Origin of the sequence: Bartonella sp. AP36NXGY, assembly GCF_042195865.1 — a bacterium.
GTDB lineage: Bacteria > Pseudomonadota > Alphaproteobacteria > Rhizobiales > Rhizobiaceae > Bartonella.
Genome location: NZ_JBHIPD010000014.1, coordinates 1 through 25,409 on the forward strand (window position 1 = coordinate 1; position 25,409 = coordinate 25,409).

The following is a 25,409-nucleotide window of genomic DNA, read 5'->3' on the forward strand; positions in this document are numbered from 1 at the left end:
AACAAATCATAACTATTTATTAACCACATTTTGGTTCATTTAGAAAGATGTTTTATTCATAGAAAACAATATTTTATTATACAATTTCTGATGTGATACGTTATGAGTCTTATTGAGAGAGAATGAGAGAGAAGAGAGCTAAAGTTATCCACAGATCATGGGGTTATTCACCCCATATCTTAAGATTGACCCGTGACATATGCCGCCCATTTATCCATATAGACACGGCGCTGTTCTAGATAGTCAGTGCGACGATAGGCACGTTCTACTTGCCCTCCGACTGTATGACTTAGAATTGTTTCAGCAAGCCAATCGCGTAAACTAGAACGAAAACCATGCGGGCAGGCTTCAAGTCCAGTCTGTTGCATATATTGTGACATGTTATTCTCACCGAGAGGACTACGATTTCTAATAGAAAAAAAGAAATCATTGCGAGAGAACAAGCGCGCTTGTTTTAAGATTTCTAATGCCTCTGATGATAAGGGCACACGAAATTCTGTTGTAGCATCACGCAAACCTTTCATATTTTCAGCAGGGATAGTCCAGATATCTCCATCAACTTGATCTTTATGAATATGACACAAAGGATTGGTACGAACCCCTGTCAGAATAAGCAAACGCAAAGCTAGTTGTGTTAAGGTTGATGCTTCGCAAAGTGTTTTATAAAAGGTAGGGACCTCTCTCCAATCCATAGCTGGTAAATTTTGTGTTTTATGACGTTGTTTACCTAAGAGCGCGCGTGCTTTTTCTGTTGCTTGTAAATCAACATCTAACCCTAATGCAGCCGCATGTTTGAGACAAAGATTAAGACGGGTAAGAGCTCTATTAGCTGTTCCAGCTTTTGAATGCCAAATAGGGGCAAGAACATTGCGTATCTCTGTTTGTGTAATCTCAGAAACAGGCAGACAGCCTAATTTAGGGAGAATATGTAGGCGTAAAGGTGCAAACCAATTCCCATCTTTACCATCCCCTTTTAACTCAGATTTCCGACTTTCAAAAGTATCTAAAGCAATATCTTTTAAGTAATGAAGATTGCTTATTGCCTCACGCTTTTGTTTATCGCGTTCTTTAATAGGGTCACGACCTTCGTGCAAAACAGAACGCCATTGATTTGCTAATTCACGGGCTTTTTTTAAAGAAACATTTTGCAACGCACCCAAGCCCATTTCACGGCGCCGACCATGAATGGTATAGCGATAAATCCATTGAGCACCTCCATCTTTACGCTTATGAAGTAACAAGCCGGCACCATCATTATATTTGCCAGCTCCCAATGTTGCGACAGATCTTGCGTTAAGACGGTTCATAAGAGCCATTTTTTAGTCCTTTCTTGTATAAATTTTACCCACACACCAGCCCCGCTTTTGACGTGCAAGCAAGTGATATGAATTGATTCAATCTGAGAGGGTTTAGAATAAGAAAATCTTACTATATTCAGTCCTCTCATTCAATATGCAAAACAGTGAATTATCATTATAAATCAATGTGTTGAACAGTAAATGCACGTGATCTGCATGCATTCTTAGAGGCAAAACGTGACTTTTCCAATTGGATTAAGGACCGTATTACCAGATACAATTTTATAGAAGGACAAGATTTTATAAAAACACAAGATTTGCGGTCACCAAATTTGGCGAGCGCAAAATCTAGAGCTGTTATCGCAATTAATTACCATCTCACTTTGGAAATGGCAAAAGAACTTTCCATGGTAGAGCGTAATGAAAAAGGTAAACAAGCCCGTCAATATTTTATTGAATGTGAACGGCGTGCAAAGAAACCTTTAGACCTTGCAAACGCGTTAGAAGACCCTCTCTTTGTGAAAAAACTGCTTTTAGAAAGCGTCACACAATTAGAGACTTTAAAAAGTGAAGTGAGTACCCTTAAACCAAAGGCAATGGCTCTTGAAAGCTTACAGCGTCATAATGGACTCTTCAGTCTTACAGAAGCCGCTAAAATACTCGAGATGCAACCAAAACAGTTCATTCTCTTCTTACAGAAAAAAGGTTGGGTTTACAGACGAGCAGCAGGTGGAAATTTGCTTCCTTATCAAGACAGAATCCAAAAGCAACTTATGGATTGTCCAACTATCACACTTCAAACCGCAAATGGAATAGAAAAGGTCATTCCTTGCGCAAAAGTCACAGCAAAAGGAATTGGTGTGCTGTCTCAAGAGCTTAAAAGACAAAGCATGCATTAAGAGCAACAATTATGGAAAAGAAATACGAACGACTAATCTTATAGTATCTCTATAAGCCGTTTCTAACACCGAAAAACCAACTTTTAAACACCAGCGTGATTCACGCCACGGGGGAATTACATCTCAATGAAGGGGAATAAACATGCCACACCGCCCACCTACTATCACGCAACCAGCTATTGCTCGTGCTTTAAGAGAAGCTAAAAAACAAGGATGTGAACTCATAGAAATCAAACCTACAGGGGAATTATTAATTCATATCAATAAAACCATAACACCAACAACGACAGATAATACTTATAGCATTGACGATTTTCCACCACTTGAAAACGAGCAAGAAGACTACGAGACCAGCAAAAGTTGCCCCTCTGTCGACGGTATAAAGTTTTAGCCATGCCAAAACGCCGTCCGCCGCATCTTGTTCGTGAACGTACACGCCATGGTAAAGTTATATGGTATGTACGTATTGGTCATGGACCACGGTTTCGGATTGAAGGAACCTATGGAACGCAAGAGTTTGTTGATAATTATACGCTGGCTATTAAACAAGCTCAAAATGGCTCCTCCAAAACAAAGAGGCGTACCAGACTCACAGAAGGGTCTTTCGATTGGTTGTTGCATCAGTATTTACAAAGCATGCAATGGCATAATCAATCAGAATCTACTAAAAAAGTTAAATATCGAATTCTGAATAATGTTTCTAAACATATCGGTGATCGTGCATATAAAAGCATAAACAAACAACACATTCTTGAAGCCGTAGATAGAAGGCGAGAGACCCCCGCGGCGGCAAAACATTTTTTGACCTCTTTAAACGGTCTCTTTAATTGGGCGGTTGATAATGCCCTTTTAAATAGAAATCCTGCTTTTAATATAAAGCCGCCAAAATCCTTTAACGCAGAAGGGTTCATACCATGGTTAGAAGAAGATATTGACAAATATTATCATCGCTGGATGCTAGGAACGCATGAACATGTATGGATTGACGTCCTTTTGTATACAGGTTTACGTCGTGGTGATGCCGTTCGTATCGGCTGAAAAGATATCACAACAGATAATATTATTCATTTAAAAACAGAAAAGAGCCAATTTAAAACAGATGTTTTTCTCCCGATTTTGCCAGAACTCGCAGAAACACTTAAAATTTGACCTATTGGAGATGAAACATTTATCTGCGGTAAAGAAGGTAAAAAACTGACCAAAGAAAGTTTTGGTAATCTGTTTCGTAAAGCTTGTAATGCAGCAGGTATTAAAAAATCAGCGCATGGATTGCGAAAATTAGCAGCAACACGTGCAGCAAATGCTGGTGCGACAGTTTCGCAAATGAAAGCGCTTTTTGGCTGGACAGAAGATAAAATGGCATCCCTTTATACCAAAACAGCCAATAGAAAACGACTTGCAATAGAAGCAATCAAAAAACTTCAAAAAAGTTAGGGATAGGTGGAAAATAAGTTAAAAGAATCAACGGAATCAAAATTCCCGAACTTTTATATAACCTATTGATTTAATTAAATATTGGCTGGGGTACCTGGATTCGAACCAGGGAATGCCGGTACCAAAAACCGGTGCCTTACCGCTTGGCTATACCCCAAAAAAACACGCTTTATAGCAACTCTTGCACCTTATAGCGATTCCTGTGATTGAACGCAATATTTGAAAATCAAAGACCTTACTTTTTTATCATAAAATTTCTGAGTCTTGTATGGCATTGCCATCGATACAAATTCGTAGCAGAAACTGATATACAGTTGTGATTTTAATATAAGTAGGAACCATTTATCCATCAATTATTTTACTCTTTGTATTGATTTTCTAGGAACAGAAAATGAAAATCTTGCAGTTTACTCATGTATCTAATAAATTTGCATATGATTTACTTTTCTTGATATATTAAAATCCCATCTTGCTCAATTAAAAAAAACTGTCTCCACATTGGCAACCGGTAAGTGTATGATAGTGCTGCTGTGCTCTTGCATTAAGCATAAAGATGGTAATGTCCACTAATTTTTACATTATATTATTCATGGGTAGCACCATAAAATAAAATCAAGCACATTGAAAAATATTTCCTAAAAAATAACACTTATTATTCTGTTGAAAACATTATGATACACCCATAAACTGGAAGAGTTTTGCAAAAATTAAAAACATTTTATATGGTATTTGAAAAAATAGAGATACAAAAACAAGGAATAATAGCTATTTCCATTTACTTTTTATTCAAAAGATAATGATATTTATTACCCACTCATAGATGTAAAAAATCTTCAGAAGCAATCTTTATGTAGACCAATATCCTTTTTGATTGATGAATATACATTTCCTAAAAGCTTCTTTTACAAAAAGAGAGACATTAAAACTATTTCATACAAACTAGGTATTCAACATTTGCTTTTAAATGCGGTAAATGGCAAATTAGGCTTATGAAATAAGCTTAACAATTAGAATCGAGGAGATTTTTAAATGGCTTTTGAATTGCCCCCGTTGCCTTATGATTACGATGCCCTTTCGCCTTATATGTCACGCGAAACGCTTGAATATCATCATGATAAGCATCACCTTGCTTATCTTACCAACACCAATAATTTTGTGAAAGAGTTAGGCTTAGAAAATGAAAGCCTTGAAGATATTGTTAAAAAAAGTTTTGGAAAAAATATTGGTTTGTTTAATAATGCAGCACAGTATTACAATCATAACCATTTTTGGCTTTGGATGAAAAAAGATGGTGGTGGTCAAAAACTTCCTGAAAAGTTAGCAAAAGCTATTGACGCTGATCTAGGTGGTTACGATAAATTCCGCGCTGATTTTATTGCTGCTGCTGGTGCCCAATTTGGTGCTGGATGGGCGTGGGTTGCTGTTAAAGATGGCAAGCTTGAAATTATGAAAACACCTAATGGTGAAAATCCCTTAGTGCACAATGCTCACCCTATTTTGGGTGTCGATGTGTGGGAACATTCCTATTACATTGATTATCGCAATGCTCGACCGAAGTACCTCGAATCCTTTGTAGACCATTTAATTAATTGGGACTATGTTTTGAAACTTTATGAAGAATGTGAATTTTAAACTGTCTCAATAATTTTTTAGTGTATGAAAGTCTCTATAATCCAATAAATTATCGGAGACTTTCATACAGAGATATTATGGATTAGCAAAAGTCTTTTCCTGCTATCTTTAGAATATATGCATAGATATAGGCAACTTCTTCTAGCTTTGAAAAACGTCCAGCTGCACCAGCGTGCCCTGAATCCATATTAATACGTAATAAAATTGCATTATCGTCTGTTTTTAGGTCTCGTAATTTTGCCACCCATTTTGCAGGCTCCCAGTAAGTTACACGAGGATCTGTTAATCCTGCCATCACAAGTATAGGGGGATAGTTTTGAGCTTTGACATTATCGTAAGGGGAATAGGAAGCAATAAGCTTATAATCTTCTTCTGATTCAAGAGGATTCCCCCATTCGGCCCATTCTGGAGGAGTGAGTGGCAATGAAGCATCTAACATTGTCGCTAAGACATCAACAAAAGGCACATTTGCTACGATCCCAGCAAAATCCTGTGGAGCTATATTGGCAATGGCTCCCATCAACATCCCCCCTGCTGAACCACCATGAGCAATCAGCCGGTCGTGAGAAGTAAATTTATTGTTTACAAGATAACGCCCACAAGCAATAAAATCTGTAAATGTATTGTGCTTAAAGAGATGCTTTCCTTTCTCATACCATTCTACTCCCTTTTCTTTTCCTCCGCGAATATGAGCAATGGCATAAATAAAACCTCTGTTCACTAGAGAAAGTACATTACTATTGAAACTGGCAGGAATAGAAATCCCATAAGCACCATAACCGTAAAGCAGACAAGGCGCACCACCATCAAGGGGAGTGTTTTTGTGGTAAAAAAGTGAAATAGGAATCTTCTCACCATCGTCTGCTATTGCTGTAATACGTCGTGTTACATATGCATCTTTATTATGCCCAGAGGGAATTATTTGCGTTTTTAAAAGCATTCGTTTACAATTTTTCATCTCATAATCAAACACTTGATCAGGTGTTGTCATAGACGAATAGGAAAAACGAATAGTTGGACTGTTATATTCTGCAACTCCTTGCAGACCTAAAGAATAAGCCTCTTCAGTAAAAGCGATGGAATTAACTTGTTTAGTGGTACGTTCCATTACTTTTATACGTGGAAGCCCCTCAAAACGTTCGATCCAGACAAGAAAATCTTGATAAGCATCATGGGATAATATTAGGCACCCAAGCTGATGTGGGATAAACTCAGACCAATTTTCTGATTGTGGAGATGTATATGGCGCTACCATAATTTTGAAATCTTTTGCATTATCTAAATTGGTTAGAATATAAAAGACATCACCACCCTCTGTAAGTAAATATTCAATACCTTTTTGTCGTTTCCGTACACATTGGGGAACAGTAAAAGGCGCCTCAGCAGGAATTAACCAGATCTCGGATGTTTCATGATCATGAATATTAATATAAATAACATCATTAAGCTTAGAACCGCTTACATCTAAGAAAAAACCTGGATTGTCTTCACGAAAAATAAGCTTATCTTGTGATTGATCTGTGTTTAATTGGTGATAATAGAGCTCTGAAGGTCGGTGGTTTTTATCCATCTTAGTATAGAAAAAACCTTCAGACCTAGCATCCCATACAATTTGACCAGATGTATCAGTAATTATGTCCGTACAGTCAGATAATGTCTCAAAATTACGAATTTTAGCTGTATAGAACTCTGATCCTTTGTCATCATAGGTCCATACCACATGTGTATGGTCAGGAGATTCTTGAACTGAACCAAATTTAAAATATTCTTTGCCTTCTGCCAAGACATCACCATTAAGGTACACGTTTTTTTCTCCGCCATTCCTTGGTGTCCGAAAATAATGTGGTTGTTGGCCTCCGGTAACATAAGAGAATCCGTAAGCAAAAGGGCCATGTTTTATAGGAACAGAACTATCATTCTCTTGGATCCTGTTTTTCATTTCGGTAAAAAGCAAATCTCGTAATGGTTTTGTATCAGCCATTTGAGCTGATTGATAAGCATTTTCTTTTTCAAGATAATGTCGAATATTGGGATCAAGACAGTTAGGATCTTTAAAAACATCTTGCCAGTTAGACGCACGTAGCCAATGATAGGGATCATCACGAAAAATACCATGATATATTTCCTTATGAGTGATTCTAGATGCTTTGGGAGGAATTGCAAAAGTGCGAGTCATACACAATCCTATATTAAAATATGTTAATAGCTTCGTTTATATGTTAGAATCACAATGATTGATGCAAGTGTAAAAACCTATAAGTTCTATTCACTTGCAAAAATAGCACCATGATAATTTTTAAAACTAATACCTTTCTGTTCATTACATATCACAGCTATTGTTTTCTAGGGATATAACACCACTTTTATAATGAAAGTGACTGGTAAAACAATTAAACTATTAGAAAAAGAATTGATTTTTTTTGAAACAGTATAATCGCATAATTTTACAGAAAGGAATAAATATATCTAAAATATTATTATTACTGTATAAAAAATAAAAATGTCCTATCTCCTTTTAATGAATAGTTTTATATTATAAATAATACTATTATGTCATATTTATAATATATCATGTTTTTTATTATTAAATTTTATAAATATAAATAATAAAAACAAATTTAAAACTTATTAAACATAAACTTACTAAACTATAAGTATTCAAAACAAAATATAATAATTTATATATTATATTTTTATAATTAGTAATTTTATTTTTACGTTCTCAAAAAAAATAAATAAATTTTATCATATATTTTTTTATATTTGTGATGTATTATATATTATGTATGATATGTTATAGGGTAAAAATATATTTTAGCATGTAATAATTTCGTTTTTCTTATTGTATATTATGACAAAAAATAGGTATTTATTTGATTTTTTTGTGTTTTGGCAATTTTATAGAATAATTGAATTGACAAAAAAGATTTTTGTACAATATGAAACTCATGTGCATGAGATCTTTATATCATGAGTATATGCACTATATCTCGATTTTGAATTACTCAATTTTAAATTAAAGGAAACAAGAATGGAACATCGTGCAGTCTTAGAGACTGAAAGCAATTTAGTTATTACATTGGTTGCTGATATTGTTGCTGCCTACGTGAGTAATAATTCTATTCGACCGACTGAAGTGCCAAGTTTAATTGCTGATGTCCATGCTGCTTTTCGTAAAGCAGGGAATCTAGAGTTAACAGAAGTCGAAGTTGAAAAACAAAGGCCTGCCGTTAATCCGAAGCGTTCAGTATTTCCTGATTATCTCATTTGCCTTGAAGATGGAAAGAAGTTTAAATCTCTAAAGCGTCATCTCATGACACATTATGGAATGTTGCCAGAGGAATATCGTGAAAAATGGCAGTTAGATAGTTCTTACCCTATGGTGGCGCCTAATTATGCAAAAACACGATCGGCTTTGGCCAAAGAAATGGGGCTTGGACGCAAAAGCAAACGGAAAAAAACTAAATAATCTTATTTTGCGAAAAAATGGTTTCGTGTATAAAGTTGATTTTAGTATACATGTTTTGTGTGAAGCTTTTGTATATATAGCAATTTCTACCAAGGGGATTACATATAGCTTTCGTTACGAATCCGTTTAATCATTGATTTCAAACCATTTGATCGTTGTGGTGTAAGATTTTCATTTAAACCAAGTTTTTCAAAGAGCTCTTGAGCATCAGAATTGCGAATTTCAGAAGCTTTTTTGCCTGAATAAAAAGCAAGAAGTATGTAAATGAGTCCACGCACAATATGAGCATCGGAATCACCTTGAAACGTCAATATTGGATCTTTTGAGTTATTACGTGAAGATAGAAGCCACACTTGGCTAACACAACCAGGAACTTTGTGAGCATCGTTTCGAGCGCTTTCTGGAAAAGGTGGCAATTCATAGCCAAGCTCGATGACATAACGATAACGATCTTCCCAATTATCCAAAAGCGAAAAGTTCTCTATAATATTACCGATTGTTTCCGCCATTATTTTAGTCCTGTTTCGTTTGAATAATCATTCTTGAATACACTTATAAAAAATAAATATTTATTCTTCCTAACATAAATAACACGAAGAACGTTAAAAATCCTTATTTCAAGATAACATTGCATGGTTTTGTAAGAACTCTTGTATTTCGATTTTGTAAGAAACATTAGGGGAAGTCTCTGATATCATTTTTGTTTCCTAATATGTTCCCTAAATATTCATAAGCAGCTCTTGCACCGTAATATGCGCGCTCACCAAGTGAACTTAAAAAGGATTTTCCTACTTTGCAGGTTTTTATATTACGGTCACAAAATGCGCCTAAGTCATTTAAGGCTTCCTTAAAAGCAACAATCACATCGCTCGTTGTTGTCTCATTATTTTGGGGGCTAGAAGAATGGTTACTGCTTGGATCTGCTACAAAAAATGAAATAATGACAAAAATAAAAAATAAAAAAAATGATAATTTGATTAAAAAACGTATCATGGACAATCAATGTACCGCAGTGGTAAATACAATAAAAGAAGCATTTTATACACTGTTGCTTTATAAACAATTTATAAAATGTGCTTTTTATAAAATTGAGTATTCATGTATTGGATCTATATCATTGGCTTTTTTATAAATATGGCACAATTCCGCTGTATAAAATGGGATACATTGTCTATTCAGTAAAAAATTAACATCAAAATTATACACTTACAAGCTGGTCATGTTAATGAACATACTATGATAAAAAATGAGAGAGATAATCGTGTTGTGTACATAATTATTTTAAATAATAGTCCACCATCTTAGCTTAGTTGAAAAAGCTAAAAAGAGTAAACTCTGTTATTCTGACTCTAGTGTCGATAAAATATTTATATTATCTATAAAATTTTTACTGGAATGTTATGAAAATAGTCAACCTGTCAATAAAAACATCAAAAAATAACTGCATCTCTTATGATTACATCTCAAGCCAGTTTTTTCTATAACATTGTAAACATCAATTTAATTAATACTTATGAAAATTATTTAATAGAAGGAATTTATACCAAAATATAATAATATTAAGAGATAATTATTATTACCAAACCGTTTATGGATAAGTAACCATCTATATGTAAATTATAAAGAATAGATAATGATTGTCATCTTTTTAGCGTTATAGGCAAATATTTTCAATTTTATTTTAAATAATAGGCAAACATATGCCCCAAAATGAAGAATAACGTGGCATTATTGTTTAGATAATTATATGTGATAATGCAGTTTGCAAATACCAAAATGATCTTGAATGCTAATCATTTGGTGCTCTCTTTATACACATTAAAGATTTGTATAAAATAAAATGAATAAACGTTGATAAGAACTCTTGTTGATTTATCAACTTATAAATTGATATAATGAAGCCGCTCATTTTAGGAGCTTGAAAGGAAAAATCAATAATGTCAATGCACTTCTCTCTGGCTGGAAGTAAAAACTGATTCATATTCGTTTCCTAATTTATATTTGTTTCTTTGTAAAAAATAAACGCAACTGAAAATAAAAGTAATGGCAACAAAACGAAAGACCTACCGAAAAAAAACTGTAAAACACCGTAAATACTATAGTAGTATTGTTATAACACTTCTTCTTATAATTTTTCATTTTATTTTTTGGAGTGCAAAAACTCTTTATTTCTATACACGAAAAAATACTTTATTTTTTGTTGGATCTTTTCTTTTTAGCATTAGTTTTTTATTTATTTCATTTAATGCTTTATTTTCGCAAATGACAACGCATCAAAATATTTTAACTCAAATGAAATTTTCCTCTGTTCAAAGTATAGGTAAGAGCTCTACTTTATCGGAAAAAGAAGAAAAATCACAAGAACTCTCCCGTGTAACTTCTGTACATTCTCAAAGTCATAAGCACACAAATTCACCTTTACCCTCTCAATCAGCAAGCATGCTGGAAAAGCAAAAAGAACTAGCAAAATTAGGACTTTATGATGGACCATTAGATGGACTGGAAGGACCTAAAACACGCCGAGCCATCACTTTATGGAAACAGCAAACTGCTCAGAGAATGCAAAAGAATGTTCTATCTAATCCCGCAGCAGATGAAATCGCGATATTAATTAAGCAAAGCGAAATAGAAACAAACAATACAAAAAATATGACACACTTAAAAGAAGCTATTTTAGAGCCTTCTGTTGAAGATATTATACAAGTGCAAAAAGCTTTACATATTTTTGGGAATGAGGAGGTTATTGTCACAGGAATAGAAGATCAAAAGACGATAGAAGCCTTAAAACAGTTTCAAAAAACATTTGATCTTCCTGTAACAGGTAAAATTAATCACACAATTTTAATGAAAATGCGTGAAATTGGTTTATTAAATTGAAGCTAATCATAATAATCTCTTAATTTATAATGATAATTCATCTTTCGTTTGTTTAATGCTCCCCTCAAACATTCCTTCATCTCAAGCCCTCTTATTTTCAATCAATCAGAATGGTTTTCTTACACATTACATATTGAGCCGTATAATTTTCTTCAAAAAAACCACAACCGATTGCAGAAAAAAGAATATTGCAAAATAGCAAACGCGCTTGTTCTAGCATTTTTATTGCCTCTGATGATAAAAGGACACGAAATTTTTGTAGTATCACGTAAACCTTTCATATTATCGAACCACGAATTGTCCATATATTATCGTCAATTTGATCTTTATAAATATGATGCAAAGAATTTGTGCAAACACCTTTAAGGATAAATAGACGTAAAGCTAATTGTGTTATGGTTGTTGTTTTGCAAAGTGTCTGATAAAAAACCGGCACTTCTCTCTAATCTATTGCTGGAAAGTTATGTGTTTTATGACATTGTCTTCTTAAGAGAGCGTGTGCGTTTAGTATTGTCTATAAATCAACATCCAAACTTACCGCAGCAGTATGTTTGAAAAAAATGTTAAGACAGTTTAGTACTTCTCTCAGCTATTATAGCTTTTATATGCCAAATGGAGGCAAGAATATTGCGCATCTCTGTTTGTATAATCTCTTAAAACAGGAAAACAGCCTAATTTGGGAAGAATATGAAATTTTAAGGTAAACACCATTTTTCATCTTTGCCATTTCCTTTTAATTCAGCTTTACGCCTTTCAAAGACATCTAAAGCAATATCTTTAAAATAACGGAAATTACCTATTGCCTCATGCTCTTACTTTATCACATGTCTTTTTGGTCTCACTCCCCCTCACCTAAAACAAAATGTCCCAAACGGAATATACTTGGATTGCCATTCACGGGCTTTCTTAAAAAACATCTCTAAAGCACCCAAAACCACTTCGCAACAACGCCCATGAATAATAATAGTAGTCCCACTGCACGCGCCGCGCATCATCTTTACGCTTGTGAAGAAGCAAGCCGGCACCATTACACACTGTACCTACCTTCAATTTGTGACAGCTCTTGACACTTGAGACGTTTCATAAGAGGCATATCCTTGCTTTATTTTTTTATCTACAGACGCTCATCCCGCCTGTAACATACAAAAAACATGGTTTTGATTGATTCATTATAAAAGAAGTCGAAATAAGAAGATCTTATGATATTTACAGCTTTCATTCAATATGAGAAATAAAAAATTATCTTTATAAATCAATATATTGTGTAACTTTGATATTCCTTTATAAATGTAAAGATGGGAGTGCATAATGGAGTTTATAAATTTTGGGAAGATTTTTATAAACTTACGGGGAGTTTTACATAATCCCCATTCCACGAATATCAATGTAAAATGGGGCATCCATTGAGAAATGTCTATCTCAAACAGCATGATGCGCAAAAAAAAATGCATTTATTTGGAGCATTCTATTTTGCGTGAGGAGCTCATTCCCCTATAAAAAAGCAAACGCGTAAATTGACTGCACAATAACACGTTTCTCTCTATCAAGAGGTTCGCCAATAAAAAGTGCATTAATAATACATCTTTGTCTATCCTGTGCTTTATATTTTCTCTCATAAACCTCTAAAAAAACACTTTCTCGCGCAACACAACTTATCGTGCATTTTAGAAGCATTTTTATTCCCTTTATTAAAGAAAATAAAAGAATATATAAAAATTTATTTCAGTAATAACGATACAACAAAAAATATTAACCCATTACATCCTTTTTGCTATTGCGGCCTGAGCTGCTGCTAAACGAGCAATTGGCACTCGAAAAGGAGAACACGAAACATAATCTAGGTTATTTTCTTCGCATAAAGCAATAGAGGCAGGATCGCCTCCATGTTCACCGCAAATTCCCAATTTTATTTTTGCACGCTTTGAGCGTCCACGCTGTGCAGCAATGGTAATAAGTTCCCCTACTCCATCACGGTCAATAGACACAAAAGGATCTTGCTCTAGAAGACCTTTTTGAAAATAGGTTGCCAAAAAAGGAGCAGCATCATCACGGGAAATCCCAAAAGTAGTTTGTGTCAAATCATTTGTTCCAAATGAAAAAAATTCAGCAGTTTCAGCAATTTCATCTGCTCGAAGCGCTGCCCTTGGAAGTTCAATCATCGTCCCAACCATATATTGAATAGTGCTTCCCTTTTCTTTCATCACTTCCTCAGCAACCTGATCAATACGCGCTTTTACAAAATCGAGTTCAGATTTAAGCGCAACCAATGGCACCATAATTTCAAGCATAACAGGAGATCCAGATTTTTTGGCAGCTTCTGCTGCTGCTTCAAAAATCGCCCGCGCTTGCATTTCTGCAATTTCAGGATAAGTAATAGCTAAACGGCATCCTCGTAATCCAAGCATAGGATTAAATTCGTGTAACTGCTGAGCACGTTCAGCAAGCACTTCAGCAGAAACCCCCATAGCTGTTGCAACATCAAGAATTTCTGCTTTCGTTTTAGGCAAAAATTCATGGAGTGGCGGATCTAACAAACGAATGGTAACAGGTAAACCACACATAATTTCAAATAGTTCACTAAAATCTGAACGCTGCATTGGCAAAAGCTTATCTAGTGCTTTACGACGACCACTTTCATCATGACTTAAAATCATTTCACGCATGGCAACAATACGTTCTCCAGAAAAAAACATATGCTCCGTACGGCAAAGACCAATACCTTCAGCCCCAAAAGAACGCCCCATACGGGCATCAGATGGCGTCTCAGCATTGGCGCGAACTCTTATACGTCGCATCCCATCAGCCCATTCCATTAATTTTGCAAAGTCTCCGCAAAGCTGAGGCTGCAACATTGCAACTTTCCCTTTGAAAATTTCTCCACTTCCACCATCAATTGTGATAACATCACCTTTTTTTAAGCTTTCTCCTGAGGCAAACAACGTATTTGTGTTATAATCAATCCGCACACTGCCAGCACCAGAAATACATGGTTTTCCCATCCCCCGCGCAACAACAGCAGCGTGACTTGTCATACCGCCACGCGTTGTTAAAATTCCTTCTGCAGCATGCATACCATGAATATCTTCTGGGCTTGTTTCTACACGGACCAAAATAACTTTGCGACCTTCCGCCGACACAGTTTCTGCCTCTTCTGAAGTAAAAACAATTTCACCAGTTGCGGCTCCAGGAGAAGCAGGTAAACCACGTCCTATAACAAAACGTTCTGCTTTAGGATCAAGTGTTGGATGCAAAAGTTGGTCCAGCGACTTTGCATCAATACGCATCACAGCCTCTTCACGGTTTATTAACCCCTCCTCAACCATTTCAATTGCCGTCTTGAGAGCCGCACGAGCCGTGCGTTTTCCTGAACGAGTCTGAAGCATCCATAATTTACCTTTTTCAATGGTAAATTCGAGATCTTGCATATCCCGATAATGCTGCTCAAGATTCTGCGCAATCTGACATAATTTCAAAAAAGCCTCAGGCATAATTTTTTCTAACGACGGTCTATTTGAACCAGCAACAATACGCGCACTTTCTGTAATATTTTGAGGCGTTCGAATGCCCGCCACAACATCTTCCCCTTGCGCATTAACTAAAAATTCACCATAAAGTTCTTTTTTCCCTGTCGATGGATTGCGTGTAAAAGCAACACCTGTTGCCGAATCTTCTCCCATGTTACCAAAAACCATAGCTTGCACATTAACTGCCGTTCCCCAACTTTCAGGAATGCTATGTAAACGGCGATAAGTAACTGCACGTGCTGTCATCCAACTTGAAAAAACGGCTCCAATTGCCCCCCATAACTGTTGTTCAGGATCTTGTGGAAAAGGGGTTCCTAATTTTTCTTCAACATAGGCTTTATAAGAAATAATAACATTCTTCCAATCATCTGCTGTCATTTCTGTATCAATAGTGTAACCATTGCATGCTTTTACTTCATCAAGAATCTCTTCAAAATACGAATGGTCTAGCCCCAAAACAACGTTAGAATACATTTGGATAAAACGCCGATAACTATCATAAGCAAAACGTTCATTATTGGCTTGTAAAGCAATTGCTTTTACAGTTTTATCATTCATGCCAAGGTTCAGCACTGTATCCATCATCCCTGGCATAGAAGCCCTAGCCCCTGAACGAACAGACAGCAAAAGTGGTCTTTGTTCATTCCCAAATTCACGTCCTGTTTGTTCAGCAACGTATCTTAGTGCTTGCTTAACAGATTCCTGTAGCTCTTCTGGATATGATTTGTCATGGGCATAATAAAAATTACAAACTTCTGTTGTCAGCGTAAATCCGGGTGGTACGGGCAAACCAAGATTACTCATTTCTGCCAAATTAGCCCCTTTACCTCCGAGAAGGTTACGCTCACTTGCACTTCCTTCTGCCTTTCCATCTCCAAAACTATAAACCCATTTTTTCACTGTACAAATCCTCCCATATCAGCTTCAAAACATCATTCAACCCAGGCTCACTTAAAAGCAATGATTTGATTCAAAATTGGCTCAACGATATCGCTTCATAAATGCATAATATTAATCCTTCCAAAAGAGATAATGACCAAAAGTATCACTATCCATCTTCTGGAAGATTAAGATTCAGTTTTTTAGAAAACTATCAATCACCGAAAAAAATTCTTCTACTTTCATGGCACCTTCATATTTACTACCATTAATAAAGAAAGTAGGTGTTGCTGTGACACCAAGCTCTTTACCGCGTTCAAAAGATGCATTTACTTCATCTAAAATGGACTGATTTTTCAAACACGCAGTAAAACTTTCATCTGTAAAACCAGCCATTAAGCCAATTTTCTTCAATGGTGTTAGAGCATTTTTTCCGAAAGCCCATTCATTTTGTTTTTGAAATAAAACTTCTATCAAAGGAAAATAGCGATCTTCCGGTGCACACCGTGCCAACATAAAACCTGCTGTTGCCCGAGGATCAAAAGCATATTCTCGGAAAATAAGTTTTACTTTTCCTGTTTTGATATATTTTTTACGAATTTGGGGAAGTATATCATTATAAAAATGCGCACAATGGGTACATGTCAACGAAGCATACTCAACAATGACGACTGGTGCATCCGCCTCTCCCTCAAAGCGATCCTTTACTTTACCCGATTGGAGAAGCTCTGCCATATCAACAGTTGCCACTGATTTGGGATCACGCGCTAAAGCAACTGTTACACTGTTTTGTACAATCGTTATGAAGAGAAAAATTATCCCGAAAGATAAAAAAGAACGATATTTTACCATAAATAATACTTTTCTGTTGTTATTAACGAATAGGAATCCAATGCTTTCTCATATATTAAAGAAAAATATATAAAATATCTTTCTATTTATTATTTTTTTCCAAAAAAATGCAACAGCCAAGTTGATAAAGTGCTTGGTGCAAACTTTTATCTTCAATTCCTTCAAGCATTTTTTCCACGCATTTTTTGTCTTGTTCACTCAAAGGCGGTTTTAGAGGCAAGTGATTCATAAAAACCGACATACTCCTTTGCTCAATCTTGATGCGATCAATAGCAATATAGCCAAAAAATCCGTTAATTCTATGAAGTAATTCCTCTGTTTCATGCATCAATTTTAACGCAGCAAATCCTTCACATGCGACAACAAGTGTTGCTGGCTGAAAAACTTCATCTTGATCTGCACGACGTTTCCAAATAATTTTAAGCGGCATTGTATGTTCACTGATATCATAGCCCGCAATCTGTGGCCAATGTTCTATAAGCGCTACATTAAGCCCTGTCCGTTTGCGTAAAACTGGATCAAGTATTTTGTATACCGCCTCAGAAAGAGAATAAAAGATACGTTTTTTAAGTTGTTTTCTCATTTTTAGATCATTGTTCAACCGCTTACTAAATTAAAATCATTTGTTTCATCTAAAAATTTTTGCCTCCTCAATTTATGAAATATCAACAAAATAAAAAGCCTTTTCTCACCAGAGCCTTGACAATAAAAGAGCAAAAAACATGAATTACAAAATAAATAATTTTTTCTTTTGCATTTTATATCTCCCTATGCTTGAAAGCAATCATGTATGAAATTTCTTCGCACCTCCTTGCTTGGTACGATCAAAATCACAGACATCTTCCATGGCGGATTACCCCCGAAAAGCAAAAACAAGGTATCCGTCCTGATCCTTATCAAGTTTGGCTTTCTGAAATCATGCTTCAACAAACAACCGTTGAAACAGTTAAGCCTTATTTTAAAAAGTTTCTAAAACTATGGCCTGATCTTTCCTCTTTAGCAAAAGCCTCCCAAGATGATATCATGAAAGCATGGGCTGGACTTGGTTATTATTCACGCGCACGTAATCTTAAAAAATGTGCGCGACAGCTTGTTGAAAACTACGCGGGACAATTTCCACAATCTGTAAAAGAATTGCGAACTCTAGCCGGTATTGGAGATTATACTGCCGCAGCCATTGCTGCGATTGCTTTTAACCACCCTGTAGCAGTGGTTGATGGTAATGTCGAACGTGTGGTAGCGCGACTTTTTGCTATCACTTCAATATTGCAAAAAGCAAAAGTTGAAATTAAAGAAAAAACACAAAAAATTACTGCTTTAAATCGTCCTGGTGACTTTGCTCAAGCAATGATGGATTTGGGAGCAACAATTTGTACTCCACGCAAACCATCTTGTTATACCTGCCCTCTTCAATGTTTATGCAAAGCAGAAAAGATGCAACAACCGGAGTCTTTTCCAGTTAAAGCCCCTAAAAAAGAACGCCCTTCAAAAACAGGTATTGCTTTTGTGGTCCTTAATAAAAAGAAACAAATTTATTTGGAAAAACGACAGACGCAAAAGCTCCTTGGTGGAATGACCCAAATTCCTAACAATATTGGCATAAACAACGAAAATGGGCTACAAAACGCACCCTTTACTGCCAATTGGCAATTCAAAGGACAAATTACGCATGTTTTTACTCACTTTTCTCTAAAACTTGATGTTTACTATACCGAAGATGTTCATGAAATGAATTGTGAAAATGGTTGGTGGTGTAACATTCAACATCTTGCCGAAGAAGCATTACCTACTGTTATGAAAAAAGCCATTTCCGTAGCACTTCCCAATTCTTTTAGATTTAAATAACCTTCCCTATTCATAAAAATGTTTTCTAATGGAGACTTTTGTATCTCTAGCGATCATTTATTAATCTGTAAAAGAAAAATTTTAAAAAATGAAATAACCAATTTTTTCTACAGACAAAAATTAAGGAGCGATAGAAACGCTTAGAAGCTTTAGATTTAAATTTCAGGATCTATCCTTTTTTCGCTTATGACGGAGCAAGTTAGCACCATCGTTATATTTACCAGCCCCCTCAACATCCCTTGGTACGTGAAACGGATTATAAGAGGTACTTTTAGTTCTTTCGTTAACAATTTTTATTCACACGCCAACCCCGTTTATGACATGCAAGAAAGTAATTTTCATCGATTCAATATGGAACAAATTTGAAATAAGAAAACTTGACGATATTCCGAGGGCAATTCGATATGAGTTGCGCTAAATTATCTTTATAATCAATATATTATATGCACTTTACAGATGTACGTATTCAAAAAAGCACTTAATTTTGAACTTCTGAATGAACTTTTTAATTCTGATATTTCATTTTTATAAGCTTATATTGAAATTTTACTGTTTTGGAACTAAAATGAGAACATAGATTGAAAATTTCTCATTTTAATTTCTTCTAAAAGAAGCATAAAATACTCGCTTGTCGCTTACAAGCGAGATTTAGTGTGTCAATAAAAAACATCTAAGAAAGGCTAAAACACCCTCACGTCCATCTCAATCAAGATCAGGTATATTGGTGGTCAATAGAATGAAGCGATCAGCTTAGTTCATAAAACACCCGTTTTTAACATTTGTGAACGTATGATCATTCTTAAATGATCTATGGACTTCAACCGTCCATTTTCCTCATAATACCAAAAGGTCCAACCATTACAACTCTGCGAATCTTGAGCCTTTCTTCCCATTGCGTGAATTGAGCCCGCTTCACCACCATGCATAATCGTACCATCAGCTCTTACAATAGCAGATACTTGCTTCTTACGATCATACAGAACTTCTCCAGGATAGAGTAAACCTGCTTCAAGCAAACTGTTGAATGCTACGCGCGGTTCTGCTTTTTTTCTATCCAAAATCGCTAGTTCTGGTTGCGCTAAAGGTTGAACCGCCGCAATTCTCTCACATGCTGCATCGATGTAATCTTGCTCGCGTTCAATCCCAACAAAATCACGCCCTAAAAGCTTGGCAACAGCACCTGTTGTTCCCGAACCAAAAAACGGATCGAGAATAACATCACCAGGTTTACTAGAAGCCATAATAATACGCGCTAATAACGCTTGCGGTTTTTGTGTTGGATGTAATTTACGCCCCGAATCATCCTTTAAACGTTCAGCTCCAGTGCAGAGAGGGAAAAGCCAATCTGAACGCATTTGTAGATCTTCATTTGCCGCTTTTAAGGCATCATAATTAAATGTGTACTTTTTATCTTTTTGATCTCGCACGGCCCAAATAAGCGTCTCATGAGCATTTTGAAAACGGCGCCCTCGAAAATTAGGCATCGGATTATTCTTGCGCCAAATAATATCATTAAGCATCCAAAAACCTAAATCTTGTAATGCCGTCCCAACCCGAAAAATATTATGGTAAGATCCGATAACCCAAAGTGTTCCGTTGGGTTTTAGTACACGACGACAAGCAAGCAACCATGCACGAGTAAAAGCATCATAAGCAGCAAAACTCTCAAACTGATCCCATGCATCATCAACCGCATCAACAAGCGAATGATCTGGACGGTATAAAGCTCCATCCAATTGCAAATTATAGGGTGGATCCGCAAAAATCATATCAACAGAATGTTTTGGAAGTTTTTCTAAAACGGAAACACAATCTCCTTTAAAAATTTTATTGCGCCATGGCATTTGTGAGGGAGTACGAAGAAAATCTTTTTGAAGCTGAATAACTGTCATGAAAAACCCAACGAAATTAACTGAATTTGCCCTATAATCAACCAAAATAGTTTATAGGCCCGCATTACCAATCTATATTTACAAAATAGCGTAAACGTATCGTTAAAGTTCTACAAAATTGATGATTGTTTTTGTTTTTTTAGTAAAAAAAAACTTTCATATGAATGAAACCTTAATTTTCTTTTTTTCAATGTACTGTTCCCATATCTTTTATTTCGTAAAAGAATTAAGAATCATTTTCAAAGCGTATTTTTATGAAATAAGATCTTCTCAATATCGTTTTCATGAAAGTTGTCCATCTCGTAACATGTAAAGGAATATCTTATGCCTCAGATAGATCTTATTATTTTTGATTGTGACGGAGTTCTCGTTGACTCTGAATATCTTGCAGCAAAAATTGGATCTCAATTGCTCAAACAAACAGGATATGAAATATCACCCGAAGAATTGAGTGAGCGTTTTGCAGGGCTTATCTTTCGCGATATTCTTAAACACGTTGAACAGGAAACAGAAAAACCTATTTCTGCTCATCTCATAGATCAAATGACTAATATTTTTCGTACACAAATAAAAACTAAATTACGGGCTATTGATGATGTAAGAGAAGCTGTAGAAATTATCCAAACACGCTATCCCTACTGTATCTGCTCTAATGCAAAAAGCGTAGATATAAAAGAGATGCTCACCACGGTTGATCTCTATGACCTTTTTGAAGGTAAAATATTTTCAGCACCTGAAGTTGGAACAAAAAGAACGAAACCGGCCCCTGATGTTTTCCTTTTTGCCGCACAACAATTACAGGCAGAGCCCCAAAACACTATCGTTATAGAAGATTCACTTCATGGTGTACACGCAGCCATAGCAGCAGGCATGCGTGTCATCGGCTTTACGGGAGGATCACATAGCTATCTTGGCCACTCTAATGCACTTGCAGAAGCTGGTGCAGAAACAGTTATTGCAAAACATGCTCATTTAGGAGAAGTCTTAGAAGCAATGGCAGTATGGCGAGATCTATTATAAAAAATCTCTTGAATATATCAATTTGTAAACTCTTGTAAGAAGCATTTTTATTCAAATGTCCTGCTCTTCTCGCTGCTCCTTTTATAATAACTTCAATAAATGCGTAATTCACGACACGGGTGAATTGCATCTCAATGTGAAGGAAAAATATAGCACCTCATTGAAATCATAAGTCTGTTAACCATTGCACGTACTTAAAAAAAAGCCAAAAACAGGGGTGCCAACTCATGAAAATTAAACCCTGCTTATCTATCTCAACTCCGATATCCCACTCCCAACCTCAGCAGCTCATCCTGATAAATTATTATATTTGTCAAAAATAGGAATATTACGATGCCTTGCTCGATAAGATGTGAGAATTGCTAGCCTCTTTCATCTGATCAAAAAAATCACATACTATGGTAAAATTGTAAGGGATGTGCCTATTGATCATGGAAAAAATATTAAAATTCGCGGAATCTATGGAACACAAGACTTTATTGAAAATGACAAATGCGTCCTTGTTGAGTTACAAAGGCTTATATTTACTCAATCCAAATCTCATAAACTTGTTGAAGGCTTATTTACTTTGCTGCTTAAATAGTATTTTAACAGCATCAATTGGTACAACCTCCCTAAGATTACAAAAAACAAAAAGAATACACTCTTATGAAGATGTGCATTTTATAAAAAATATTTCATACCAAGTAATTTACAGACAATATATTGATTTATAATCATAATTTATCATGATTCAAATTAAGCAAAAAAACCGAATATTGTAAGATTCTCTCATTTCAAACCTAGATATGCTGAATTAAATAAATAAAGAAATAAAAATGCCTTTTAATGAATCATCTCAAAAGGCAAAAATTGTAGCAACATTAGGAGCGAGAAAAGTGTATGGCAATGCCATCTTTCTTCTTTATAAACGTCAAAAATTCTGATGCCCTAAGAATTTTATATTATGGGGGCTTTATCATCATATCTATCATTGCAAAATAGGCTTGAGTACCTTGAGAACGGTTTCTTTAAAAAAGCACATAAATATGAAACATATAATCATGTTAAACAAGCGACAGCGATACCAATAGTTGCTTAAAATTTTCCGAAAGCACTTAATAGCCTTTTTAAATAAGCAATGAAATCAGATCTTTTCAAAAGTAATCCACTTTCTAAAAATAAAAGCGGCTTTTCAGTTTGGAAAGAAGAAAGTGTTGAAAATATTATCTAATGCTGATCTTTCGGCACTCATAAATATGTCTAAATTATATTCTTCTATACACTGCCTTGCATCATAGTAATATGCTGTTCACATTGGCGATAAAAAGATAATATCATTTATCTCTATCCAATTCGAGCTCTACTTTACACTATGAGAAAATTGTACATTTTTTAGTATCTATAACATATTATTATCTATAAGATAAATGTATATATTTAATAGTAAATTAAGCAGTATTATTCTGCTATAACGATGCAATTAAATAACCATTGAATAATAATTTAATAATATCTATAGAACACACATTCTACAATAATGACTATCTATAATAAATACTATAAATAATAAAATTTTAGCGTGTCCATTCATATTTTAATTGTTAATAATATTTTTATAACCACATCATAATTTTCATTTTTTCTATTATACTATCGATAATAAATAATTTTTTATATATTTAATATGTAAAAATTTTGATCAATTTTATTATCTATAAATGTATTTAAAAAATATATTAATGTCATTTTATAAAAATTATACGATAACCATATGTTATTTTATATATAACACATAATAAAATATTGTATAAAGTTTTTAAAAAATATAATTTGTAATTATGACTGTTACTTTTTTACAATAACGTTTATAAAAATTATAGTTATATTTTTATATGTATTTTTATTATTGACTAAAAATACATATTGAACTATATGGCTTGTATATAGTGTGATATACATAAACATTATGTATATTTCTTACATATATAACTTAAAAATATTTGAGGTAAAGTTATGGTAAAAATATTTAAAAATTATATTTTAAGCATTTTTATAGTGAGCACTTTTTTTATTTCACAAACTGTAAATGTTAATGCAAACTATTTGAAAAACGATACTCCAAAAGAGGAATTTTCTGTTTTCCCAATGGAACAAGTAAAATATGCGAAATCCGATGTAGTTTCTACGACTGCTTTCTATGCTCCGTCTGTAAATTATCAAACAGAACATGGAACAATAGGTGAAGGAAAATTTGAAAAGGTCGTTGAGCCTATGACTATAGGAATGGGGCTATTGTTTACTGGACATGTAATGAGCTTTATAGGATCGATAATAAGTTGGATAAAGGACATAGTATTGATGTTCAAATAATTCAACCTCGTCTAGAACTCTATAATAATAGCTTTATTATGTGGCTATAATTCATTGTAAATAATTACATAATGAAGCTCATTATGCTACAAAATATAAATGTTGTAGATTACATCCAAATATCCAAAGTATAAATTAAGTATAAATTTACGCATATATATTGAATAGTATAAATATTTGAGGTAAATTATGATTAAATTATTTAAAAATCATATATTAAGTATTTTCATTATTTCTGCCTTTTCTCTTTCTCAGGTTGTAAATGTGCATGCAAACTCTTTACAAAATAGTACTCATCGTGAGAATATTTTTGTTTCTGCAATAGAACAGAAAAGAAAGGATGCAGTCCATACCGTTTCTCTCTATAGACCTAGTCTAAATCGTGGAGTGGGTAATGAAGCTACTATTGAAGGAAAATTTGAAAAGGTTGTTGAACCTCTTACACTCGGGGCTTTTGGTATGGGGATGGCACTTGGATATGCATCAAGTACGATAGGCATGTTTTTAGGATGGATAATAAGTAAAATAATATTGTATTTTAAATCTCGTTAAAATTGAAATTTCATCAGAATAAGACCTTCTCATATGAAATATAAACTATGAACATATTCCGTGTTTATCCATTGTTGATGACAAAAACTAATGAATTATCACACTAAGAGTGAAAAAAGCTTTAAATGCTTCTGTTTCTCTCAATGTGCACTAATTCTGCCGATGCATCTATTCAATTCAGATTAAAATAAAAGTATTGGTGGTAAACTATGATTAAAGTATTGAAAACTTACGTATTAAATATTTTTATAGCAGTTGCTTTTCTGCTTTCACAAGTTATAAATGTTCATGCCAATCATTTGAAAAATGATACTCAATGGGAAACTGTCTCTTTAATAGAACAAGGAAAGAAAAAAGCTATCGATATAGCTGCTCTTTATGTCCCAAGTTTCACTCATAAAGCAAAAAGTGAATCTGCCTTTGAAGGAAAATTTGAGAAAGTGTTTGAACCAATTACGCTAGGAGTTTTTTCTACAGTAGGAGCTTTGGGTTTTGGATTCTTGACTGGATCTGTTATGGCCATATTTAGCGGGATAATCGGATGGGCAATAGGAAAAATTAAAGGCAAATAATTCAAAGATACTTAGTTATTTTTTTCTATTTAAAATGAAAATACTTTACAGCCTGCTTCCCATCATTTAGCAGGCTGTTGTATGTTTTCTATGGATAAACTTTAGGTTACCATACTGTATAGCACAAATATAATATCTATTATTATACAAAGTGATAAATTAAGCTAAAAAAGATTATTCAAAGTATAGATTTGCGCACGAAATGCCATAAAATTACCTTATAAATCTTCCAATGTGAGTTCTGAGATGTATCATTTTAACATTCAGTTTAGCAGATTTAATTGTTACAAAGTATTAAGAGCATAAAATAAC

Annotated in this window: 18 protein-coding genes, 1 tRNA gene and 2 pseudogenes; 11 read left to right on the forward strand and 10 right to left on the reverse strand. The window is 34.5% G+C overall.

Going from position 1 to position 25,409, the window contains the following annotated elements; all coding sequences use genetic code 11:
- Window positions 1-179 precede the first annotated feature (179 nt).
- On the reverse strand, window positions 180-1,316 hold the full coding sequence (locus tag ACFINX_RS06810; RefSeq protein WP_375668538.1) for a tyrosine-type recombinase/integrase: 1,137 nt from the start codon (window positions 1,314-1,316) through the stop codon (window positions 180-182).
- A gap of 194 nt (window positions 1,317-1,510) precedes the next feature.
- On the opposite strand from ACFINX_RS06810, the gene ACFINX_RS06815 reads away from it, so the two are divergent.
- The 3 genes and pseudogenes from ACFINX_RS06815 (at window position 1,511) to ACFINX_RS06825 (ending at window position 3,631) form a co-directional block, all read left to right on the forward strand.
- Entirely contained in the window at window positions 1,511-2,197 is a 687-nt protein-coding gene (locus tag ACFINX_RS06815; protein WP_375668548.1) for a phage antirepressor KilAC domain-containing protein, read from the forward strand.
- A 142-nt stretch (window positions 2,198-2,339) separates the two neighbouring features.
- Window positions 2,340-2,588 carry a hypothetical protein gene (locus tag ACFINX_RS06820; RefSeq protein ID WP_015857131.1) on the forward strand — a complete coding sequence of 83 codons (249 nt, stop codon included), beginning with the start codon at window positions 2,340-2,342 and terminating at the stop codon, window positions 2,586-2,588.
- Between the two features lie 2 nt (window positions 2,589-2,590).
- Window positions 2,591-3,631: pseudogene (locus tag ACFINX_RS06825) on the forward strand (tyrosine-type recombinase/integrase).
- Between the two features lie 82 nt (window positions 3,632-3,713).
- Here the strand turns inward: ACFINX_RS06825 and ACFINX_RS06830 are convergent.
- Window positions 3,714-3,788 (reverse strand) — tRNA-Gln (locus tag ACFINX_RS06830).
- An 872-nt stretch (window positions 3,789-4,660) separates the two neighbouring features.
- On the opposite strand from ACFINX_RS06830, the gene ACFINX_RS06835 reads away from it, so the two are divergent.
- Window positions 4,661-5,263 (forward strand): superoxide dismutase, encoded by a 603-nt coding sequence (locus ACFINX_RS06835; protein WP_375668539.1) that lies wholly within the window; start codon window positions 4,661-4,663, stop codon window positions 5,261-5,263.
- A gap of 82 nt (window positions 5,264-5,345) precedes the next feature.
- Here ACFINX_RS06835 and ACFINX_RS06840 read toward each other — a convergent pair whose 3' ends face one another.
- Window positions 5,346-7,439: a S9 family peptidase gene (locus tag ACFINX_RS06840; RefSeq protein WP_375638056.1), complete on the reverse strand. Its 2,094-nt coding sequence runs from the start codon at window positions 7,437-7,439 to the stop codon at window positions 5,346-5,348.
- Window positions 7,440-8,294: 855 nt separating this feature from the next.
- Here ACFINX_RS06840 and ACFINX_RS06845 point away from each other — a divergent pair.
- Window positions 8,295-8,732, forward strand: coding sequence for a MucR family transcriptional regulator (locus ACFINX_RS06845; protein ID WP_012754848.1), 438 nt, complete (start codon window positions 8,295-8,297; stop codon window positions 8,730-8,732).
- 98 nt (window positions 8,733-8,830) lie between these two features.
- Here the strand turns inward: ACFINX_RS06845 and ACFINX_RS06850 are convergent, their stop codons facing one another.
- Together ACFINX_RS06850 and ACFINX_RS06855 are read right to left on the reverse strand one after the other, a co-directional pair.
- Entirely contained in the window at window positions 8,831-9,241 is a 411-nt protein-coding gene (locus tag ACFINX_RS06850; protein WP_375611146.1) for a SufE family protein, read from the reverse strand.
- Window positions 9,242-9,349: 108 nt separating this feature from the next.
- A pseudogene (locus ACFINX_RS06855) lies at window positions 9,350-9,725 on the reverse strand (DUF5330 domain-containing protein).
- Between the two features lie 1,050 nt (window positions 9,726-10,775).
- Here ACFINX_RS06855 and ACFINX_RS06860 point away from each other — a divergent pair.
- Entirely contained in the window at window positions 10,776-11,609 is an 834-nt protein-coding gene (locus tag ACFINX_RS06860; protein WP_375668540.1) for a peptidoglycan-binding domain-containing protein, read from the forward strand.
- A 906-nt stretch (window positions 11,610-12,515) separates the two neighbouring features.
- Here ACFINX_RS06860 and ACFINX_RS06865 read toward each other — a convergent pair.
- From ACFINX_RS06865 to ACFINX_RS06880, 4 genes are all read right to left on the reverse strand, one after another.
- Window positions 12,516-12,644, reverse strand: a complete 129-nt coding sequence (locus ACFINX_RS06865; protein WP_375668541.1) for a hypothetical protein — start codon at window positions 12,642-12,644, stop codon at window positions 12,516-12,518.
- Between the two features lie 722 nt (window positions 12,645-13,366).
- Window positions 13,367-16,033 carry a pyruvate, phosphate dikinase gene (ppdK, locus tag ACFINX_RS06870; RefSeq protein ID WP_375668542.1) on the reverse strand — a complete coding sequence of 889 codons (2,667 nt, stop codon included), beginning with the start codon at window positions 16,031-16,033 and terminating at the stop codon, window positions 13,367-13,369.
- Window positions 16,034-16,207: 174 nt separating this feature from the next.
- Complete coding sequence (locus tag ACFINX_RS06875) at window positions 16,208-16,864, reverse strand: DsbA family protein (RefSeq protein WP_375611143.1); 657 nt, start codon at window positions 16,862-16,864, stop codon at window positions 16,208-16,210.
- A gap of 82 nt (window positions 16,865-16,946) precedes the next feature.
- Complete coding sequence (locus tag ACFINX_RS06880) at window positions 16,947-17,447, reverse strand: DUF721 domain-containing protein (protein WP_375638055.1); 501 nt, start codon at window positions 17,445-17,447, stop codon at window positions 16,947-16,949.
- Window positions 17,448-17,650: 203 nt separating this feature from the next.
- On the opposite strand from ACFINX_RS06880, the gene mutY reads away from it, so the two are divergent.
- Window positions 17,651-18,709: an A/G-specific adenine glycosylase gene (gene mutY / locus ACFINX_RS06885; protein ID WP_375620664.1), complete on the forward strand. Its 1,059-nt coding sequence runs from the start codon at window positions 17,651-17,653 to the stop codon at window positions 18,707-18,709.
- 755 nt (window positions 18,710-19,464) lie between these two features.
- On the opposite strand, the gene ACFINX_RS06890 is transcribed toward mutY, so the two are convergent.
- Window positions 19,465-20,553, reverse strand: a complete 1,089-nt coding sequence (locus ACFINX_RS06890; RefSeq protein ID WP_375613050.1) for a site-specific DNA-methyltransferase — start codon at window positions 20,551-20,553, stop codon at window positions 19,465-19,467.
- Window positions 20,554-20,925: 372 nt separating this feature from the next.
- Here ACFINX_RS06890 and ACFINX_RS06895 point away from each other — a divergent pair, with 372 nt between their 5' ends.
- From ACFINX_RS06895 to ACFINX_RS06910, 4 genes are all read left to right on the forward strand, one after another.
- Window positions 20,926-21,621 (forward strand): HAD family hydrolase, encoded by a 696-nt coding sequence (locus ACFINX_RS06895; protein ID WP_375620663.1) that lies wholly within the window; start codon window positions 20,926-20,928, stop codon window positions 21,619-21,621.
- Between the two features lie 1,995 nt (window positions 21,622-23,616).
- Window positions 23,617-23,973 carry a hypothetical protein gene (locus ACFINX_RS06900; protein ID WP_375668543.1) on the forward strand — a complete coding sequence of 119 codons (357 nt, stop codon included), beginning with the start codon at window positions 23,617-23,619 and terminating at the stop codon, window positions 23,971-23,973.
- Window positions 23,974-24,162: 189 nt separating this feature from the next.
- The gene (locus ACFINX_RS06905) at window positions 24,163-24,525 is read left to right on the forward strand and encodes a hypothetical protein (protein ID WP_375628296.1); all 363 of its coding nucleotides are present in this window, start codon (window positions 24,163-24,165) and stop codon (window positions 24,523-24,525) included.
- A gap of 209 nt (window positions 24,526-24,734) precedes the next feature.
- Window positions 24,735-25,097 (forward strand): hypothetical protein, encoded by a 363-nt coding sequence (locus ACFINX_RS06910; RefSeq protein ID WP_375613017.1) that lies wholly within the window; start codon window positions 24,735-24,737, stop codon window positions 25,095-25,097.
- Window positions 25,098-25,409: the final 312 nt, after the last annotated feature.

Coding starts and splice junctions, on each gene's coding strand:
- ACFINX_RS06810 (WP_375668538.1), bottom strand. CDS start 1,316: ATGGCTCTTATGAACCGTCTTAACGCAAGATCTGTCGCAACATTGGGA.
- ACFINX_RS06820 (WP_015857131.1), top strand. CDS start 2,340: ATGCCACACCGCCCACCTACTATCACGCAACCAGCTATTGCTCGTGCT.
- ACFINX_RS06835 (WP_375668539.1), top strand. CDS start 4,661: ATGGCTTTTGAATTGCCCCCGTTGCCTTATGATTACGATGCCCTTTCG.
- ACFINX_RS06840 (WP_375638056.1), bottom strand. CDS start 7,439: ATGACTCGCACTTTTGCAATTCCTCCCAAAGCATCTAGAATCACTCAT.
- ACFINX_RS06845 (WP_012754848.1), top strand. CDS start 8,295: ATGGAACATCGTGCAGTCTTAGAGACTGAAAGCAATTTAGTTATTACA.
- ACFINX_RS06850 (WP_375611146.1), bottom strand. CDS start 9,241: ATGGCGGAAACAATCGGTAATATTATAGAGAACTTTTCGCTTTTGGAT.
- ACFINX_RS06860 (WP_375668540.1), top strand. CDS start 10,776: ATGGCAACAAAACGAAAGACCTACCGAAAAAAAACTGTAAAACACCGT.
- ACFINX_RS06875 (WP_375611143.1), bottom strand. CDS start 16,864: ATGGTAAAATATCGTTCTTTTTTATCTTTCGGGATAATTTTTCTCTTC.
- ACFINX_RS06880 (WP_375638055.1), bottom strand. CDS start 17,447: ATGAGAAAACAACTTAAAAAACGTATCTTTTATTCTCTTTCTGAGGCG.
- mutY (WP_375620664.1), top strand. CDS start 17,651: ATGTATGAAATTTCTTCGCACCTCCTTGCTTGGTACGATCAAAATCAC.
- ACFINX_RS06890 (WP_375613050.1), bottom strand. CDS start 20,553: ATGCCATGGCGCAATAAAATTTTTAAAGGAGATTGTGTTTCCGTTTTA.
- ACFINX_RS06895 (WP_375620663.1), top strand. CDS start 20,926: ATGCCTCAGATAGATCTTATTATTTTTGATTGTGACGGAGTTCTCGTT.
- ACFINX_RS06900 (WP_375668543.1), top strand. CDS start 23,617: ATGGTAAAAATATTTAAAAATTATATTTTAAGCATTTTTATAGTGAGC.
- ACFINX_RS06905 (WP_375628296.1), top strand. CDS start 24,163: ATGATTAAATTATTTAAAAATCATATATTAAGTATTTTCATTATTTCT.
- ACFINX_RS06910 (WP_375613017.1), top strand. CDS start 24,735: ATGATTAAAGTATTGAAAACTTACGTATTAAATATTTTTATAGCAGTT.